Here is a 14,725-nt window from a genome sequence, read left to right on the forward strand (position 1 = left end):
GCCGTGCCCACCCTGAGCGCGCCGGCCCGGCTCGGCGCGTACGCCGCCGGGCTGGCGGGACTGTTCGCGGTCGCGTTCGGCGCGGGCCACCTGGCCGGCCCGGTCGCGCCGCCGCCCGCCCCGGCGCACGCGGACATGCAGCCGCACGCCGCCCACCTTCCCGCGGGCCTGCAGATCGCCGAGGACGGCTACACGCTGGTGCCGCTGGTGCCCGAGCTGCGCGACGAGTTCCGGTTCCGCGTCGACGGGCCCGACGGTCGGCCGGTCACCGCGTACACCACCGCGCACGGCAAGGAGCTGCACCTCATCGTGGTACGCCGCGACCTGAGCGGCTACCGGCACCTGCACCCGGCGCGCGACGCGAGCGGGGTGTGGAGCGCGCCGGTGCCGCTCGCGGGAGCCGGGCCGTACCGGGCCTTCGCCGACTTCGTGCCCGCCGGCCGCGCCGAGGGGCTCACGCTCGGCGCCGACGTCGACGCGCCCGGCGACTACCGGCCCGTCCCGCTGCCGGCGCCGGCCCGGACCGCGAGCGTCGACGGGTACACGGTCACGCTCACCGGTGACCTGCACCCCGGCGCCGAGTCCCCGCTGGGCCTGCGCATCGAGCGCGGCGGGGCGCCGGTCACCGACCTGGAGCCGTACCTGGGCGCCTACGGGCACCTCGTCGCGCTCCGCCAGGGCGACCTCGCCTACCTGCACGTGCACCCCGAGGCGGGCGCGGCCGGGCCCGCGGTCAGGTTCACCGCGGAGGTGCCCTCGACCGGGCGGTACCGGCTCTACCTGGACTTCCAGCACGGCGGGACCGTGCACACCGCCGAGTTCACCGCGGAGGCGAGATGAGCACCGTGCAGCGCATCGAGCTGTCGATCGGCGGCATGACCTGCGCGTCGTGCGCGTCGCGGATCGAGAAGAAGCTCAACCGCCTCGACGGGGTCACCGCCTCGGTGAACTACGCGACCGAGACGGCGAGCGTGCAGTACCCGGCGACGGTCACGCCGGCCGACCTGGTCGCGACGGTCGAGCGGACCGGGTACACGGCCGCGTTCTCCGAGCCGGCCGCGGAGCCGGCCGCCGAGCCGAGCGACGAGCTCGACGGCCTGCGGACCCGCCTGCTCGTCACGGCGGCGCTCAGCATCCCGGTCATCGTGCTGGCGATGGTGCCCGCATGGCAGTTCACCTTCTGGCAGTGGGCCTCGCTCACGCTCGCCGCGCCCGTCGTCGTCTACGGCGGCTGGCCCTTCCACCGGGCCGCGTTCGTGAACCTGCGGCACGGGGCGGCCACGATGGACACGCTGGTCTCCGTCGGTACCGTGGCCGCCTTCGGCTGGTCGCTGTGGGCGCTGTTCCTCGGCAGCGCGGGCGAGCCCGGGATGACCCACCCGTTCACGTTCGCGATCGAGCGCACCGACGGCAGCGGCGACATCTACCTCGAGGCCGCGGCCGGCGTGACCCTGTTCCTGCTGGCCGGGCGGTACTTCGAGGCCCGCGCCAAGCGCCGCGCCGGCTCCGCGCTGCGCATGGTGCTCGAGCTCGGCGCCAAGGACGCCGCGGTGCTGCGCGACGGTGCCGAGCACCGGGTGCCGGTCGCGGGGCTGCGGGTCGGGGACCGGTTCGTGGTGCGGCCGGGGGAGAAGATCGCCACCGACGGCGTCGTGGAGGAGGGCAGCTCCGCGGTCGACGCGAGCCTGCTCACCGGCGAGTCCGTGCCGGTCGAGGTCGGGCCGGGCGCCGCCGTCACCGGCGCGACCGTCAACGCCGGCGGCCGCCTGCTCGTGCGGGCCACCCGCGTCGGCGCCGACACCCAGCTCGCCCGCATGGCCGAGCTCGTCCGGCAGGCCCAGAGCGGCAAGGCCGCCGTGCAGCGCCTCGCCGACCGCATCTCCGGCGTGTTCGTCCCCGTCGTCATCGCGCTCGCCGTGGCCACGCTCGGCTTCCGGCTCGGCACCGGCGCCGGCGCCACGGCCGCGTTCACCGCCGCCGTCGCCGTGCTCATCATCGCCTGCCCGTGCGCGCTCGGCCTGGCCACGCCGACCGCGCTGCTCGTCGGCACCGGCCGCGGCGCGCAGCTCGGCGTGCTCATCAAGGGTCCCGAGGTGCTCGAGCAGACCCGGCGGGTGGACACGATCGTGCTGGACAAGACCGGCACCGTCACCACCGGCCGCCTCACGCTGCTGGCCGTCGACCCCCGCCCCGGCGAGGACGCGGCCGAGATCCTGCGGTTCGCCGGCGCGGTGGAGCACGCGTCGGAGCACCCGGTGGCCCGCGCGGTGGCCCGAGCGGCTTCCGAGGCCTCGGTACTGCCCGCCGTCACCGGCTTCCGCAACGTCCCCGGACTCGGGGTGCAAGGAACGGTCGACGGCCGCACGGTCCTCGTCGGGCGCGCCGGTCTGCTGCGCTCCCACGGCATCGACACCGACGCCGACGGCATCCTCGTCGCGTGGGACAGCGCCGTGCGGGGCGGCCTGCGCGTCGCGGACGCCGTGAAGCCGACGAGCGCGGAGGCGGTACGGCGGCTGCGGTCCCTCGGCCTCACCCCCGTCCTGCTCACCGGCGACTCGCCCGAGGTGGCCCGGTCGGTCGCCGCCGAGGTCGGCATCGAGGAGGTCATCGCCGGGGTGCTGCCCGAGGGCAAGGTCGCCGCGGTGCGGGACCTGCAGGCCCGCGGCCGGGTGGTGGCCATGGCCGGCGACGGTGTCAACGACGCCGCGGCCCTGGCCCAGGCCGACCTCGGCCTCGCGATGGCCACCGGCGCCGACGCGGCCATCGAGGCGGCGGACCTGACCCTCGTGCGGCCCGACCTGCTCGCGGCCGTCGACGCCATCCGCCTCGCCCGCGCGACGCTGGGCACCATCCGCGGCAACCTCTTCTGGGCCTTCGCGTACAACGTGATCGGCCTGCCGGTGGCGGCGCTGGGCCTGCTGAACCCGATGCTGGCCGGCGCGGCGATGGCGCTGTCCTCGGTGTTCGTGGTGGCCAACAGCCTGCGGCTGCGCGCCTTCCGCTCGATCGCCGCCTGACCGCCGTCGCCGCCTGCCTCGACCCGCCCGCCCGCCCACCCGTCCGACGCGCCCGTGCGACGGTCCGGTGGGCGGGCGTGGCGCTCGGTCGCCGGGTCGTGGTCCGGCCGTGCGATTCGGCCGTGTGACCGTCGCTGGTGGGCGTGGCGCTCGGTCGCCGGGTCGTGGTCCGGCCGTGCGATTCGGCGTCTCGGGGCCGGCCGGCCGATGGGTGTTCGGGCGCGGTTTTTGTCGTACCCCGTGGCTGCGGTTTTTGTCGTACCCCGTGGCTAAGGTGCGGCCATGGACGCCCTCGACGTGACCGCTGCGGTCCGCCCGCTCGCCGATGCCGCCGCCCTGGCCGTGCGCCTGCTGACCGCCCGCTCCCCGCAGCCGGTCCACGCCGCCGTCTTGCTCCACGCCGCCGGCGCGACCCTGACCCTGACGGCAACGGACGGCTCGCTGACCGTCCACCTGGAGGTCGATGCCACGGTGCACACACCGGGCCAGGCCCTGATCTCCCGCCGAGGCCTGGCCGAAACGCTGACCGCGCTGCCGTCCCCGGAATCCCGGCTCGTAGCCGAAGGCTCCCGCCTGGCCGTGAAGGTCCCGGGCGCCCGCTTCGCGCTCCCGATCCTCGCCACCAACGCCGAGTCCCCGGCCACGCCGCCACCCCGCAGGGCCACGGCAACGCTCGGCAACGAACCCCGACCACCGGCCACGTCCGCACCGACCCCGCCCCCGACCGGCGACTCGGCCTCGGGCGGTGACTCGGCTCCGGACAGTGGCCTGGCTTCTGGCGGTGGCCCGATTGCAGGTGACGGTTTGGCGTCGGGTGCCGGCTCGGGTGCGGGCGGTGGCCGAGCCCTTAGCGGTGGCTGGGCGTCGGACGGTGGCCTGACTTCGGGCGGTGGCTGGGCGTCGGACGGTGGCCGGGGCTCGGGTGGTGGCCTGGCCCGGCGCGGCGCCTGGTCCCCGGCGCCGGCGCTGCCGGCCGAGGCCGGTCGCGTCGACGGCCCGTCGCTGCGTGCGGCCGCCGCCGCCGTGGCCGGGGCCGCCTCACGCGAGCACGCCCTGCCCATCTTCACCGGCGTGCGGTTCCGTGCCACCGGCGAGACCCTGACTCTCCTGGCCACGGATCGCTACCGCCTGGCGGTGGCGACCGTTTCGGCCGTCTCCACCCCGTTCGAGGCCCTGATCCCCGCCTCCCTCCTGACCCGCGTCGCCCCGGTCCTGGGCCGCGCCGGCTCCGTCGCCCTGCACGCCACCGGCGATCTGTTCGCCCTGCCCTGGCCCGGCGGCAGTGTGGTCACCCCGACCCTCGGCGACGCGTACCCCGATGCCCAGTTCGAGCGGCTCCTCGAGGTGGAACCCGAGTGCGTGCTCGAGCTCGACGCCGACTCCCTCGCCGCCGCCGTCGAGCGGGCCGCGGGCTATGCCGGTGAGCACGGGCGGGTGACGCTGCAGAGCATCGAGGGGGCGGTGCTGGTCCGGGCGGCCGATCCGCTGCGGGGCGAGTCGGAGGAGAGCGTCAAGGCCGCGGTGCGCTCGGGGCAGGCCACCCGCGGCTATCAGGCCCGGCTGCTGGCCGAGGCGCTGCACGCCTTCGCCGGCGCGACGGTGACCGTGCGCATCCAGGCGGCGCTGCGTGCCACGGAACTGAGCGCGCCGGCGTCGGGGCTTCGTTACCTGGTCGTCCCGATGCGCGCGCCCGGTCAGCGCTGAGCATGGGTGATCGTGCGCATTCCGGCGGCGCTGCGCGCCATGGAACGCGGCCCTGCGCGCCATGGAACGCGGCCCTGCGCGCCACGGAACGCGGCCCTGCGCGCCATGGAACTGGGCGCGGCGGCGTCGGGGCTGCGCTCCTGGTCGTCCCGATGCGCGCGTCCGGTCAGCGCCGAGCGCGCGTGGCGTGCGCATCCAGGTGGCCCGGCTCGCGTGGTGGAGTGTCACCCGCCGGGCCACTCGTCCAGGAGGTGTAGGCGGATCAGGGCCGCGTGGGACAGCGGCTTGGACAGGTCGGACACGTCGCCGTTGGTGGTGTAGTCCAGCAGGGCGACCGGGCCGGCGGCGGCCAGGCGGCGCAGCTGGGTCAGCTCGGCGGTGAGGTTGTGGGCGAGGACGTGGCGGTAGGCGGGCAGGTAGATGCGGCGGCGGGCGGTCTCGTAGTCCAGCAGGGCGGTGCCGTCCAGGCCGGCGCGGTGGCCGAGCACGGGACCGTAGCGGTGCACGGTGCGCTTCAGGCCGGTCATGCGCGTCGCCTGCAGCAGGGTGCGGTCCACGTCGGCGGACTCGAAGACCTTCAGGGCCTGCCAGATCGCCTCGACCGAGGTGCCGGTCGTGGCCGGGCTCAGGGGGACCGGGATGCCGCCGTGGGGGTAGAACGGGCTGAACCGGACCCACGGGTGCGGGCCGCGTGAGGTGACGTCGACGACGGTGGCGGTGGCCGCGGCGGCGGTGTGACGGCCATGGTGCACGACCCGGATCTCCATACCCCGCATCCTGCCCCAGGGGTACGACATTTTCCCGCGACGAAGAGCGCCGAGACCGCCCGAAGCCGTGAGAAGGCAAGGCCGGAAGGCAGGGCCGGAAACCGCTCGGGAAAATCGCCCGGCATCGCGCGTGAAGCGCGCTCCGGTACGCCGTGCGTGAGGCGCGCTCCGGTACGCCGTGCGTGAGGCGCGCTCCGGTACGCCGTGCGTGAGGCGCGCTCCGGTACGCCGTGCGTGAGGCGCGCTCCGGTACGCCGTGCGTGAGGCGCGCTCCGGTACGCCGTGCGTGAGGCGCGCTCCGGTACGCCGTGCGTGAGGCGCGCTGCGGAACATGCGCGCGAAGGGCGCTGCGGAACGTTCGGGAACGCGCGAGAGAACGCGTGCGCGACAGCCCGGGAAGCGAGCCCGGAACGGCCCGCAAGCCGGTGCGGTTTTCGGCGCGCGTGTGGTGGGTACGCCGTGGACGCGATGAAGGAGGAAGATGTGCCGCAGCACGACATGCGCCTGCAGTTCTCGCTCGAGCTCCCGCGCGACGCCGCTCTGGTCCGCGACGCCCGCCGGACGCTCGACGGCGCCCTCGCCGGGGCCGGCGTGACCCAGGAGTGCCGCGACGACATCCGGCTCGCCCTCACCGAGGCGTGCGGAAACGTCGTGTCCCACGCCAGCCTCGCCAGCGACTATCACATCGACGTGACGGTCGAGGGCGGCGAGTGCGTGATCGAGGTCACCGACGACGGCGGCGGGTTCGACCCGGCCCGGGCGCCGGTCGCCGAGCCCGTCCGGCCCGAGACCGAGCTCGGGCGGCTGGAGGAGCACGGCCGGGGGCTGCACGTGCTCGCCGCGGTGGTCGAGAAGCTGGACGTGGTCTCCGTGGAGGACACCGGCACGCTGGTGCGGTTCAGCAAACACCTCCAGTGGGACCCGTCTGGACGAGAGTAATCCGACGTTCGGACGTATGCTTGCCCGGACGAACGGCCGAACACTACGGATAGTGCACATAATCGTGACGGATGATGTCCCCGGCAGCGGGGCGTGGAGAAGGGGCGGGACGCCGATGCAGGTCACCTCGACGGTCGAGGGGTCGCGCGCCGTGGTCACGGCCAGCGGCGAGCTGGACGTCGCCACCGCCCCGGAGCTTCGCGCCTACCTGCACAAGGTGGTCGACGACGGGGCCACCACGCTGGTCGTCGACCTCAGCGACGTCGGGTTCCTCGACTCCACCACGCTCGGCGTGCTCATCAGCGTGCACAAGCGGCTGGCCGAGTCCGGCGGCTTGGTCGAGCTGGTCATCCCGCACGCGCGGCTGCTGCGCATCTTCCAGATCACCGGCCTCGACCGGGTGTTCACGATCCACAGCTCCCTAACCGGGGCCGCTGCCCAGTGACGGCGGGCCGTAGGCGGCGTTGAGCACCTGCATCGCCGCCCCGGCCGCGATCACGTCTGCGCCCAGCGCCGACACGGACACGGACACCGTGAGCCAGTCGGCGCGGGGCACCTGGGACCGCACGGCCGAGTCGACCGCCGACACGTAGACCGCGCGATGGCGCAGCAGGTCCGCGCCCGCCAGCACCACGTGCCCCACATCGGTCGTCTGCAACAGGTTGACGACCCCGATGCCGAGCAGCCGCGCGGCGAGGGGCACGTCGCCGCGGGCCACGGCCGCGTCGTGCAGCACCTCGAGGCACCCGGACCGCCCGCACACGCAGCGCGGCCCGTCGAACTGCACGACCGTGTGCCCGAACTCGCCCGCGTTCGTGTGCGCCCCGCGATACGCGGCCCCGCCCAGCCACAGCCCGGCCCCGATGCCGGACTCGACCATGATGAGCACCCCGTCGCGGAAGTCGCGGCCGCGGCGCCAGGCCTCCGCCGTCACGCCCGCGGTCACGTCCTTGTCGAGGTGTACCGCCAATCCGAGCCGCGCCGCCGCCAGCTCCCGCAGCGGCACGTCGTGCCAGTGCCGCAGCCGGTGCGCGTCGCGCACGATCCCGTTGGCGTGGTCGAGCGGCCCCACCATCCCGAGCCCCAGCCCGGCGATGCGCGCGGGGTCGACGGGGTGGCGCCGCAGCAGCTGCGCGCGCGCCGAGCCGACGGCGCTCAGCAGCTCGCCGGGCGTGAAGTCGGCCGGCAGCGGCTGCGACGAGCCGGCCAGCACCGAGCCGAGCAGGTCGGTGAGGACGAGCCGCACGCGGGTGCGGGCCACGTGCACCCCGATCGCGAAGCGGCTCGCGGCCACGATCCGGTAGATGGTCGCCGGCTTGCCGACCCCGCGGCGGCGCACCCCGCCCGGCTCGATGAGCCCCTCCGCGACCAGCCGCGCGAGCACCTTCGAGACCGCCTGCGGGGTGAGCCCGGTCGCGGCGGCGACGGACGCGCGGTCGAACTCGGGCATGGTCCGGGCGAGGCCGACCACCAGCGCGTCGTTGTACCCGCGCAGATAGCCGAGGCCGGCGCCGGGCGTGTCCACGGCCACAGTTTATAACGCAACAGCGTTGCTAAACTGTCCCGCGTGGATGAGCTGACCGCGGTGCGCCGCTATACCGCACTGGCGGCCCTGTCCCTGGGCGGTTTCGGCATCGGCCTGACCGAGTTCGTGGCCATGGGCCTGCTGCCCGACATCTCGCGGGATCTCCTGCCGCAGCTGTACTCCCAGTCGCCCGCCAAAGCCGTGGCGCACGGCGGCTGGATGATCACCGCGTACGCGCTGGGCGTGGTCGTGGGCGCTCCCACGATCGCGGCCCTGACCGCGCGGCTGCCCCGCAAGACGCTGGTCGTCGGGCTGCTCGGGCTCTTCACGTTCGGTACCGTGGCATCCGCTCTCGCTCCTGGTTTCGGCCTCGTGCTGGTCGCGCGGTTCGTGGCCGCCCTGCCCCACGGCGCCTACTTCGGCGCGGCCGGGCTCCTCGCGGCGGCCATCCTCGGCCCGGGCAGCCAGGCCAAGGGCTTCGCCGCGGTCCTCGGCGGGCTCACCGCCGCGAACGTCTTCGGCGTCCCGCTCATCACGCGGTTGGGGCAGGCGGCCGGATGGCGGCCCGCGTACCTCGCGATCGCCGCCATGTTCGCCCTCACGCTCGTGTTCGTCGCGCTCACCGTGCCCCGCCAGCCCGCCGACCCGGCCGGGTCGCCGCGCGCCGAGCTGCGCGCGTTCCGCAAGCCGCAGGTGTGGCTCGTGGCGGTCACCGCGGCCCTCGGCTTCGGCGGGTTCTTCGCCATCGACAGCTACATCGCGCCGGTGACCACGCACGTCGCCGGGCTCGGCGAGAGCGCCGTGCCCTGGGTGCTGGTCGCGGTCGGCCTCGGCATGACGGTCGGCAACGCCCTCGGCGGCTGGGCGTCGGACCGCAACCTGCGCCGCAGCCTGCTGTCGGGGTTCGTCGTGTTCATCGTGAGCATGGCGGCGTTCGCGGTGCTCGCCCACAACCGGTACACGCTCTTCGCCGGCGCCTTCCTCATCGGCGCCGCCGGGCTGTTCCTCGGCCCGGCGATGCAGTCGCGGCTCATCGGGGTCGCGCCGGGCGCGCAGCTCATGGGCGCCGCGGTGAACCAGTCGGCGATGAACATCGCGAACAGTCTCGGCGCGGCGCTGGGCGGCCTGGTGATCGCGGCCGGCTGGGGGTACATCGCGCCGAGCTGGGTCGGCGTCGGCCTGGGCGTGCTCGGGCTCGGCCTGGCCGCGGTGAGCTTCGGCCTCGAGGCGCGCTCGTCGCGCCGCGCGGCCGCCGGGGCGCCGGCTGCGGAACCGGAGCTTCAGCGGGCGCGGTAGCGCACGCGTTGCGTCGGGCGGAGGGGGCCCAGGATCAGGCCCGGTCCGCGCCGCCGAGCAGCCGGTGCCGGAGCTTCAGCGGGCGCGGTAGCGCACGCGTTGCGTCGGGCGGAGGGGCCCAGGATCAGGCCCGGTCCGCGCCGCCGAGCAGCCGGTGCCGGAGCTTCAGCGGGTGCGGTAGCGCACGCGTTGCGTGGGGCGGAAGGGGCCCAGGACCAGGCCCCGGTTCGCGCCGCCGCGGACCGCGAACTGGGCGCCGGGCCGCATCGCGATGCCGTAGATGCGCACCGGGCGGCGGACCTCGTAGAGCGGCGAGAACGGCGGCTCGAAGTAGCAGGTGTCGCCGACCTGCGGCACGTGGTACCACAGATCGCCCGTCTGCAGGCACGTGTCGATCTGGGCCTGGATCGCCAGGGTCGCGGCCGGGTTCGGGTCGGTGCGCCACATCTCGACGAGGGCGTGGTGGGCGTGCGGGTCCTGCTTCCAGCGGGTCAGCGTCGCCCGGTCGGTCATGCACCACACGTCGAAGCGCGGCCCGGCCAGCAGCGACGGCATCGCCGCGAGCTGGCCGACCCGGAACCACAGCTCCAGGGCGCGCTTGAGGTTCTGCTCGATCAGCTCGTGCAGCCCGGCGTGGTGGCGCCCGGTGCGCAGCCCGGCCGCGTAGTCCACCGCCGCCGAGGCCGCCGCGGTGTCCTGGTGCAGCCGGTTGACGGCGGACTCGAACTGCGGCGGCACCCCGGTCTTGACCAGCGCGTGCAGGGTCACCTCGACGTGCTCGCGCACCGGCGTCACCGCGGCCTGCAGCGCCGTGAGGTGCTCCGGCGGGCAGGTGAGCACCTCCGCCCACGCCGGCAGGGGCGCGGGCAGGACCGTGTGCATGGCGATGTCGTACTCCGGGTTGGCCCGCGCCTGCCGGGCCCGCGACACCCAGTCGCCGACCGCGTGCAGCCAGGCGGCCGCCTGGTCGTAGGTGACCGGCGGGACGTAGCCGGCGGTGCCCGGGCGCGCCGCGTAGTCGGCGTCGAGGAACGTCTCGCCGAGGGTCTGCAGCACGAACGCGTTCCACGCCGCGAGCAGCTGGCTCGCCGCGGCCGGGGGCGCGTTCCACAGGCTCGGCAGCTGGTCGCGCAGCGTGTCGGCGGCCAGGAGCTCGTCGTACGCCACCCGCCCGGCCGAACGCAGAGCCTCCAGGTAGACCGTGTCCCGCTCGCCCGCCAGCCCCGCGCGCAGGCGCGTCAGGAAACCGGGCTGCTGGGGATCGGACACCACCACAAGGTAACGCCCGGCGGCCACCTCAGCCGGCTCGCGCGGACGGGGTGTCCACCTCCGTGAGCTCGCCCATGTCGACCCCGGCCTGCGCCAGCAGCTCCGCGACCCGCCCGATGGTCAAAAAGTCGACGATGTTCTCGCCGTGGATGAGGCGGTACCACCGGGAGCCGCTCGGGTGCCGCACGACCTCGACGCGCCAGGCGCCCCCGGGCGTCTGCATCGCGCCGATGACCTTCACGCAGCGAGGCTACTTCGCGGCCTGACCTGCACAAAGGCCGGCTCGGCAACTACGCCGGTGTAATTTCAGTTCCCCGTGTTCGAGCGGGTCCCGGTGCCGTGCGGGCAGCGGCCGGTGCTCAGCACCGTGCCGGTGGTGGCGTCGAGCAGGATGTACGTGTCGTTCCGCACGATGTTCAGCCGGCCGCCGGGGCGCGGGATGCCGGTGCAGTAGCTCGGCAGCGGCAGCGGGCGGCCCCCGCTGAACGGCACCGGCGCCGTGCCCTGCGGCAGCCCGGCGGCGAGGGCCAGGGCCAGCATCACGAGCAGCCGGACGGCGGGGGTGCGCCGGCTGATCGGCACGCGGGCAGCCGCCGGCCGAGGGTCCTGCGGGCCCGGCGCCGCGTCGAGGTCGATGACACTCATCAACGACGAGCTTAACCTTGGGGGCGATGTTCTACTTCGTGTACTGCGCCGACCGGCCCGGCTCCGCCGCGCTGCGGGACGAGCTGGTCGAGGCGCACTGGGCGTACATGGACGGATTCGCGCAGCAGCTGTACGCGCGCGGCCCGACCCTCACCGCGGACGGCGAGACCGCCACGGGCAGCCTGCACATCGCCGATCTGCCGTCGGACGACGCGGCCCGCGCCTTCGGGGAGCTCGAGCCGAACTGGCGCGCCGGGGTGTATTCGTCGATGGCGGTGTACCGCTTCGAGGACCTGCTCGGCCGCTCCATGTGGGCGTTCCCCGGCCCCGGCGGCCCGCGGTTCCTCGTCGTCGCCCTCGGCCCCGGCGACGCCGGCGCGGTCGGCCGGGCGGGGGACGGGCTGATCGTGCTCGGCCGCCTGCGCTCGGCCGGCGACGGCGCGCCCCTCGGGGTCGCCGCCTGCGTGCAGGCCCCGGACGCGGCCACGGCCGCCGCGGCGCTGGCCGGGTTCGCGGCCGACGAGCTCACCGTGCGCCCGTGGCGCTTCGGCGGCCGGCCGGCCGCGGAGGACTGAGGTCCTCGGCCGATCCCGTCGGGGAAGTCGGACGTACCCTGTCAGGTTTTCCTGCGAGGTTGGGGGCATGACCCAGAACCGCATCGCGCTCGTCGCCGGGGCCACCCGCGGCGCCGGGCGCCAGATCGCCGTCCAGCTCGGCGCCCTCGGCGCGACCGTCTACTGCACCGGCCGCACCACGCGGACGCAGGCCTCCGAGTACGGGCGGCCCGAGACGATCGAGGACACCGCGGAGCTCGTCACCGCCGCGGGCGGCACCGGCATCGCGATCCAGGCCGACCACCTCGACCCCGCCCAGGTCCGCGCGGTCGTGGACCGCATCGACGCCGAGCACGGGCGCCTCGACGTGCTCGTCAACGACATCTGGGGCGCCGAGGGCATGTTCGCCTGGGACAAGAAGCTGTGGGAGGACGACCTCGAGCGCGGGCAGCGGCTGCTGCGCCTGGCCGTCGACACCCACATCATCACCAGCCACGCGGCGCTGCCGCTGCTCGTGCGCAACCCCGGCGGGCTCGTGGTGGAGATGACCGACGGCACGGCCGAGTACAACCACCGCCGGTACCGTGTCTCCTTCTTCTACGACCTGGCGAAGGCCTCGGTGAACCGGATGGCGTTCGCGCTGTCCGAGGAGCTGCGGTCCGTCGGCGGCACCGCGGTGTCGGTCACGCCCGGCTTCCTGCGCTCCGAGCTCATGCTCGAGCACTTCGGCGTCACCGAGGCGACGTGGCGCGACGGCATCGCCAAGGACGCGCACTTCGCGATGTCCGAGTCGCCGGTGTACGTCGGGCGTGGTGTCGCCGCCCTGGCCCACGACCCGGACAAGGCGCGCTTCAACGGCGCGTCGCTGTCGAGCGCGGGCCTCGCGAAGGAGTACGGCCTCACGGACGAGGACGGCAGCGCGCCGGACTTCTGGGCGTACGAGCAGGGCGGCTTCACCCGCCCCGAGGACTACCGTTAGCCGGTGCGCGTCTCCCGGCTCATCTCGCTCGTGCTGCTGCTGCAGTCGGGCGGTTCGCGCACGGCTGCCGAGCTCGCCGCGCAGCTGGAGGTCTCCGAGCGCACGATCTACCGCGACATCCTGGCCCTGTCGGCCGCGGGCGTGCCCGTCTACGCCGAGCAGGGCCGGGCCGGCGGGTACCGGCTGCTGGACGGGTACCGCACCCGGCTCAACGGCCTGAGCCGCGCCGAGGCCGAGGCCCTGTTCCTGTCCGGGCTGCCCGGCCCGGCGCGCGACATGGGCCTCGGCGAGGCGCTCGCGGCCGCGCAGCTGAAGGTCGCCGCGGCGCTGCCCGACGCGCTGCGGGAGGCCTCGTCCCGCGCGCGGCAGCGCTTCCACTTCGACGCGCCCGGCTGGTTCCGCGACGCGTCACCGCCGCCGTTGCTGGCCGAGCTGGCCCGCGCCGTGTGGGAGGACCGCCGCGTGCAGCTCACCTACGCCGGGCGCAAGGGCGAGGTGACCCGCACCGTCGCGGCGCTCGGGCTCGTCCTCAAGAACGGGATCTGGTACCTCGTGGGCCGCGCCGAAACCGGCCCGCGCACCTATCGCGTGGACCGCGTCCGCTCGGCGACGGTCACCGAATCGCCCTTCGACCGCGACGAAGGGTTCGACCTGGCGGGGTTCTGGGCGCAGCGGGCGGCCGAGTTCGAGCGGGGCATACTGGCGGAGACGGTCACCGTGCGGCTGAGCCCGCACGGGCTGCGCATGCTGCGCTTCGCCGTCGAGGCGGTCGCCTACCGCGCGGCGCTGGACGGTGCCGGGCCGCCCGACGCGGCGGGCTGGGTCGTCGTGGCGCTGCCGGCCGAGTCGGCCGACGTCGCCTACTCCCAGCTGCTCTCCCTGGGCCCCGACGCGGAGGTCCTGGCGCCGGGGTCGCTGCGGGCACGGCTGGCGGAGGCGGCCGCGCGCACGGTCGCGTTGTACGGCGCCTGACGCCCGCACTCCTCCCGGGCGTCAGACCCGCGCGTGGGGCGTTGCGCGGGCCGCGTTCGGGCGCGTCGCGTGCCCGTGCGCCGCGGCCCTGAGCCGGCGCTGGTGCGACAGTGCCGCGACGAGCAGCGCCCACCCGTACCCGCCGGCCGCGAGCGCCCCCGCGCTGACCGTGCCGTGCAGCAGGAGCGTGCCCGTGCCGTACACCGTGAGCAGCCCGGCCGCGGCCCACACCGCCGGCAGCGGCACCGCCGCCGCGGTGGGCCGGACCAGGGTGAGCAGCAGCGCCCACGCCGCCATGGCCGCGCCGAGCACGACCGCCGTGCCGTACCAGGGCAGCCGGAACCCGGCCACGACGAAGGGCACGACCGCCAGGCAGCCCGCGTACGCGTACCAGCGCACGATTCTCGATGCTTCCCCGATCGCCATACGCTCAGGTTCCGCCCGCTCGATGTGACCAGCCTGAGGAAACCTGTGGATCTGCTCAGTCGCGGTGCACGTGCCCGGGCCTACCCGGCCGCGTCGGTCAGGCGGTCGAGGAAGGCCGTGAGCTTGCCGCCCAGCCGGTCGACCTGTTCCTCGACGGTGAGCGTCTCGTCCAGCCGCCCGCCGGTGCTCGGCTTGCGCAGCCCGCGCACGTAGAGCGAGCAGCCGAGGTCCGTGCACAGGTACACGCCGACGGAGTCGCCGTTGCGCCCGGCCTTGCCCGTCCGGCGCCCGGTCATGAGCGAGACGCCGTTGCCCGGGTGCACGGTGAGGCACAGCGAGCACATGCCGCGCGCGAGGTACCGCCGCTGCTGTTGCGCCACGCGCAGCGACACGGCGACGAGGCGGCCCCCGTGCTCGGCGGCGAGGTACGAGCGGTCGGGCGCGCCCGGGTCGCGCCAGCCGAGGAAGTCGAGGTCGTCCCACCGGCGCTCGGCGAGATCGCGCGGCACGTGCGCGCGCTGGGCCTCGCCCTTGGAGCAGTTGACGAAGGCGGCGCGGAGGTCGGGTTCGGTGATCGGTTCCACGCTCTCGACGGTACGACTCCCTAATGCTCTTAGGCAAAGCATTAAGGC

At 75.0% G+C, this 14,725-nt stretch carries 16 protein-coding genes; 9 read left to right on the forward strand and 7 right to left on the reverse strand.

The genetic code is table 11. The annotated features are described in order from the left end of the window. Positions 1-3 precede the first annotated feature (3 nt). The 3 genes from AC6JBM_RS07225 to AC6JBM_RS07235 all read left to right on the forward strand — a co-directional run bounded on the left by AC6JBM_RS07225 (position 4) and on the right by AC6JBM_RS07235 (position 4,721). Positions 4-840: a DUF8832 domain-containing protein gene (locus tag AC6JBM_RS07225; RefSeq protein ID WP_497982813.1), complete on the forward strand. Its 837-nt coding sequence runs from the start codon at positions 4-6 to the stop codon at positions 838-840. Beyond that, positions 837-3,017 (forward strand): heavy metal translocating P-type ATPase, encoded by a 2,181-nt coding sequence (locus AC6JBM_RS07230; protein WP_497982814.1) that lies wholly within the window; start codon positions 837-839, stop codon positions 3,015-3,017. Before AC6JBM_RS07225 ends, AC6JBM_RS07230 begins: the two co-directional genes overlap by 4 nt. A 282-nt stretch (positions 3,018-3,299) precedes the next feature. Next, complete coding sequence (locus tag AC6JBM_RS07235) at positions 3,300-4,721, forward strand: DNA polymerase III subunit beta family protein (RefSeq protein WP_497982815.1); 1,422 nt, start codon at positions 3,300-3,302, stop codon at positions 4,719-4,721. 224 nt (positions 4,722-4,945) lie between these two features. On the opposite strand, the gene AC6JBM_RS07240 is transcribed toward AC6JBM_RS07235, so the two are convergent. Continuing rightward, entirely contained in the window at positions 4,946-5,488 is a 543-nt protein-coding gene (locus AC6JBM_RS07240) for a DUF6939 family protein (protein WP_497982816.1), read from the reverse strand. Positions 5,489-5,956: 468 nt separating this feature from the next. Here AC6JBM_RS07240 and AC6JBM_RS07245 point away from each other — a divergent pair, with 468 nt between their 5' ends. Continuing rightward, complete coding sequence (locus tag AC6JBM_RS07245) at positions 5,957-6,427, forward strand: ATP-binding protein (RefSeq protein ID WP_497982817.1); 471 nt, start codon at positions 5,957-5,959, stop codon at positions 6,425-6,427. A 64-nt stretch (positions 6,428-6,491) separates the two neighbouring features. Then, on the forward strand, positions 6,492-6,872 hold the full coding sequence (locus tag AC6JBM_RS07250) for an STAS domain-containing protein (RefSeq protein ID WP_497982818.1): 381 nt from the start codon (positions 6,492-6,494) through the stop codon (positions 6,870-6,872). On the opposite strand, the gene AC6JBM_RS07255 is transcribed toward AC6JBM_RS07250, so the two are convergent. Beyond that, positions 6,849-7,952, reverse strand: coding sequence for an ROK family protein (locus AC6JBM_RS07255; RefSeq protein WP_497982819.1), 1,104 nt, complete (start codon positions 7,950-7,952; stop codon positions 6,849-6,851). The genes AC6JBM_RS07250 and AC6JBM_RS07255 overlap by 24 nt on opposite strands. A gap of 42 nt (positions 7,953-7,994) precedes the next feature. On the opposite strand from AC6JBM_RS07255, the gene AC6JBM_RS07260 reads away from it, so the two are divergent. After that, positions 7,995-9,248: an MFS transporter gene (locus AC6JBM_RS07260; RefSeq protein ID WP_497982820.1), complete on the forward strand. Its 1,254-nt coding sequence runs from the start codon at positions 7,995-7,997 to the stop codon at positions 9,246-9,248. Positions 9,249-9,413: 165 nt separating this feature from the next. On the opposite strand, the gene AC6JBM_RS07265 is transcribed toward AC6JBM_RS07260, so the two are convergent. From AC6JBM_RS07265 to AC6JBM_RS07275, 3 genes are all read right to left on the reverse strand, one after another. After that, positions 9,414-10,517, reverse strand: coding sequence for a thiolase family protein (locus tag AC6JBM_RS07265; RefSeq protein ID WP_497982821.1), 1,104 nt, complete (start codon positions 10,515-10,517; stop codon positions 9,414-9,416). Positions 10,518-10,545: 28 nt separating this feature from the next. Next, on the reverse strand, positions 10,546-10,758 hold the full coding sequence (locus tag AC6JBM_RS07270) for a hypothetical protein (protein WP_350610968.1): 213 nt from the start codon (positions 10,756-10,758) through the stop codon (positions 10,546-10,548). Positions 10,759-10,823: 65 nt separating this feature from the next. Beyond that, complete coding sequence (locus tag AC6JBM_RS07275) at positions 10,824-11,162, reverse strand: hypothetical protein (protein ID WP_497982822.1); 339 nt, start codon at positions 11,160-11,162, stop codon at positions 10,824-10,826. A gap of 26 nt (positions 11,163-11,188) precedes the next feature. Here AC6JBM_RS07275 and AC6JBM_RS07280 point away from each other — a divergent pair, with 26 nt between their 5' ends. The 3 genes from AC6JBM_RS07280 to AC6JBM_RS07290 all read left to right on the forward strand — a co-directional run bounded on the left by AC6JBM_RS07280 (position 11,189) and on the right by AC6JBM_RS07290 (position 13,667). Next, positions 11,189-11,737, forward strand: a complete 549-nt coding sequence (locus AC6JBM_RS07280; protein ID WP_497982823.1) for a YciI family protein — start codon at positions 11,189-11,191, stop codon at positions 11,735-11,737. Between the two features lie 67 nt (positions 11,738-11,804). Next, complete coding sequence (locus AC6JBM_RS07285; RefSeq protein ID WP_497982824.1) at positions 11,805-12,695, forward strand: SDR family oxidoreductase; 891 nt, start codon at positions 11,805-11,807, stop codon at positions 12,693-12,695. Between the two features lie 3 nt (positions 12,696-12,698). After that, positions 12,699-13,667 (forward strand): helix-turn-helix transcriptional regulator, encoded by a 969-nt coding sequence (locus AC6JBM_RS07290; RefSeq protein ID WP_497982825.1) that lies wholly within the window; start codon positions 12,699-12,701, stop codon positions 13,665-13,667. A 21-nt stretch (positions 13,668-13,688) separates the two neighbouring features. On the opposite strand, the gene AC6JBM_RS07295 is transcribed toward AC6JBM_RS07290, so the two are convergent. Together AC6JBM_RS07295 and AC6JBM_RS07300 are read right to left on the reverse strand one after the other, a co-directional pair. Then, the gene (locus tag AC6JBM_RS07295; protein ID WP_497982826.1) at positions 13,689-14,066 is read right to left on the reverse strand and encodes a hypothetical protein; all 378 of its coding nucleotides are present in this window, start codon (positions 14,064-14,066) and stop codon (positions 13,689-13,691) included. A 107-nt stretch (positions 14,067-14,173) separates the two neighbouring features. Then, on the reverse strand, positions 14,174-14,677 hold the full coding sequence (locus AC6JBM_RS07300; RefSeq protein ID WP_497982827.1) for an FBP domain-containing protein: 504 nt from the start codon (positions 14,675-14,677) through the stop codon (positions 14,174-14,176). Positions 14,678-14,725: the final 48 nt, after the last annotated feature.

The sequence above is a fragment of the Dactylosporangium thailandense genome (genome assembly GCF_059739745.1).

What these genes read in the sequence shown, in the direction of transcription:
- AC6JBM_RS07230 (WP_497982814.1), top strand. Translation starts at nt 837, where the DNA reads ATGAGCACCGTGCAGCGCATCGAGCTGTCGATCGGCGGCATGACCTGC.
- AC6JBM_RS07235 (WP_497982815.1), top strand. Translation starts at nt 3,300, where the DNA reads ATGGACGCCCTCGACGTGACCGCTGCGGTCCGCCCGCTCGCCGATGCC.
- AC6JBM_RS07240 (WP_497982816.1), bottom strand. Translation starts at nt 5,488, where the DNA reads ATGGAGATCCGGGTCGTGCACCATGGCCGTCACACCGCCGCCGCGGCC.
- AC6JBM_RS07245 (WP_497982817.1), top strand. Translation starts at nt 5,957, where the DNA reads ATGAAGGAGGAAGATGTGCCGCAGCACGACATGCGCCTGCAGTTCTCG.
- AC6JBM_RS07275 (WP_497982822.1), bottom strand. Translation starts at nt 11,162, where the DNA reads ATGAGTGTCATCGACCTCGACGCGGCGCCGGGCCCGCAGGACCCTCGG.
- AC6JBM_RS07280 (WP_497982823.1), top strand. Translation starts at nt 11,189, where the DNA reads ATGTTCTACTTCGTGTACTGCGCCGACCGGCCCGGCTCCGCCGCGCTG.
- AC6JBM_RS07285 (WP_497982824.1), top strand. Translation starts at nt 11,805, where the DNA reads ATGACCCAGAACCGCATCGCGCTCGTCGCCGGGGCCACCCGCGGCGCC.